Raw genomic sequence first — 2,306 nt, forward strand, 5'->3', positions numbered from 1 at the left:
TGTCAAACGCCATCCGGAACTGCCCCCTTTGCGTCATGAAGAACTGCCCCCACCCTCGGTTTCATGATGTCGTTTGATGGTTGTTTCCGCCGGTGACGGGACGGAGGGAGGCGGAGCCGACCGGAGGGCCGTCACCGGCGGCCGGCGCCTTGATGAGGCCGCTCTTCCGTTTGGCGCGGAGCCGGTAGCTGTCGCCGCGGATCGTCAGCACGTGGCTATGGTGCAGGAGCCGGTCGAGGATCGCGGTGGCGACCACGGGATCGGCGAACACAGTGCCCCATTCGGCAACGCTGCGGTTCGACGTGATCAGCATGGCACCGGTTTCGTAACGGCGGCTGACCAGCTGGAAGAACAGATGCGCGGCATCCGGCTCCAGCGGCAGATAGCCGAGCTCGTCGACGATGAGCAGCTTCGGCTTCGCCAGCGCGAGCAGCTTCTCGTCCAGGCGCCGCTCGCCATGCGCCTTGGCCAAGCCCGCGACGAGTGTCGTCGCCGTGGTGAACTGCACCGTGTAACCGGCCAGGATCGCTTCCCGCCCGAGCGCGATCGACAAGTGCGTCTTACCGACGCCCGGCGGGCCGAGCAGCAGCACATTCTCGCCGTTGGCGATCCAACGTGACGCGGCCAAGTCGCGGATCTGCTTGGGATCGATCGAGGGCTGCGCCTCGAAGTCGAAGCCTGCGAGCTCCTTCACGGCCGGGAAGTGTGCAAGCTTCAGCGCCATATCGATGCGGCGATGATCCTTGCGCGCGATCTCACGTTCGCACAGCAGGACAAGCGTCTCACGCGCCGACAGGTTCGCGCGCGCCGCCTCGTCGAGCAAACTATCAAGCTGATCGCGGATGCCGGAGAGCTGCAATCGCGCCAGCATGGCATCAAGGGGATCAGTCGGTGCTTCGGTTGCCTTCTTTGCGCGCGTCATCAGAAGCTTCCCCCGATCACGGCTTCATATTCGGCAAGCGGACGCAACAACGAATGCGGTGGCGACGACCCCGGCACCGCCGCCGCAATCTCCGGCCGGCGGACCGCACCATTGCGCCCGGCAACGCCATCGAGATGGGCCGGATCGACGACCCGCAGCCGGCGTCCCTTCGATTGCTCGTGAACCGCGACCTGGTGCACGCCATGACGGATCCGCACCTCGCCAGCCGCGATGGTCACCGCGACGCGCTCACCAATAAGGCGCCACGGTACTGAGTAACTGTTGGTGTCGATCTCGATGGCGCAATCATTGCCGACGATCCGGGTTAGCTCGCGCAATGATCCGAACGAGGGCCGCCCGCCGAGCGGTTTTAACCGGTGGGCCTCGTCTCGTGCGAAGCGGATGATCGGTGCTTCGCCGGTCGTGCCGTGGATACGGACGTTCGCAACCTCTCGCTCCCACCTGGCGAGATGGGCCTCAAACGCTTCCCAACTTGCAAAGGAATGACCTGCGATCGCGTTCTTCTTCACATAGCCGACGCCATTCTCCGTCTTGCCCTTTGTGCGTGCCCGATATGGTGCGCAGGCGCGAGGACGGAAGCCCCAGTGCTTCGAGAAGGCAATCAGCCTGTCGTTGAACTGAACCGACCGGCTCACCGCGTCGTGGCGCACCACAAGTGCGCGTGGGTTATCCATCAGCACTTCCTCCGGTACACCGCTGAAGGTGGTGAATGTGCTCTCGAGCCCGGCAAACCAGTGCTCTTGCTTCTCGGCCCGGAACGCTCGCACATGGAGCCGTCGCGAATGTCCGAGCGTCGCCACGAACACGAATGCCTTGACCTTCGTTCCGCCGATCTCGACTAGACGCTCCCCGAAGTCGATTTGCAGCTGGCGACCCGGAGGTGTCTCGAACCGCGTCGTCGCAAGCGCCTCCGCCTTCAGCGCCTGCCGATAAGGCTGCACCGCGCGCTGCAGCGTTCGCTGGCTGACTGTCACGCCTTTCTCAGCCAACAGATCCTGGCGCACCACGTCCGCATTGCCACGATGGCGAATGAACCTCTCGCGCAGCCAGCCCTCAAGACCGCCAAGCCGCTTCGGCCGCTCCGCCGACTTGAACGGCTTAACGCCGCCCGCCGCAACATAATCCTTCACCGTGTGATGGCTGCAGCCCAGCTCGCGCGCAATCCGCTTCAGCCCCCATCCGCACGCCCTCAGGCGCAACATCTCCGCCACGTCATCCGGCGTCTTCATTATCTGCCCCCGTGGATCACTCCACGATGAGCCTTCCGTGATTCGTTCCTGCTTCATTCGCTCTCTCCTCGGCTATCCAAGGAGGGGGCAATTCCTCATGGCGCCGAGGGGGCAGTTTTCCATGGCGCGCGACA

General features: G+C 64.2%; 2 protein-coding genes. Both read right to left on the reverse strand.

The window, feature by feature from the left end; translation table 11 throughout:
* Positions 1-61 precede the first annotated feature (61 nt).
* Positions 62-922: an IS21-like element helper ATPase IstB gene (gene istB, locus YUU_RS0145745; RefSeq protein WP_027528100.1), complete on the reverse strand. Its 861-nt coding sequence runs from the start codon at positions 920-922 to the stop codon at positions 62-64.
* Positions 922-2,229, reverse strand: a complete 1,308-nt coding sequence (gene istA / locus YUU_RS0145750) for an IS21 family transposase (RefSeq protein WP_051390290.1) — start codon at positions 2,227-2,229, stop codon at positions 922-924. Before istA ends, istB begins: the two co-directional genes overlap by 1 nt.
* Positions 2,230-2,306: the final 77 nt, after the last annotated feature.

The organism is Bradyrhizobium sp. Ec3.3 (assembly GCF_000472925.1).
Lineage (GTDB): Bacteria > Pseudomonadota > Alphaproteobacteria > Rhizobiales > Xanthobacteraceae > Bradyrhizobium.

Excerpts from the sequence above, each read along its gene's own strand:
- istA (WP_051390290.1), bottom strand. The coding sequence starts at position 2,229 with ATGAAGCAGGAACGAATCACGGAAGGCTCATCGTGGAGTGATCCACGG.
- istB (WP_027528100.1), bottom strand. The coding sequence starts at position 922 with ATGACGCGCGCAAAGAAGGCAACCGAAGCACCGACTGATCCCCTTGAT.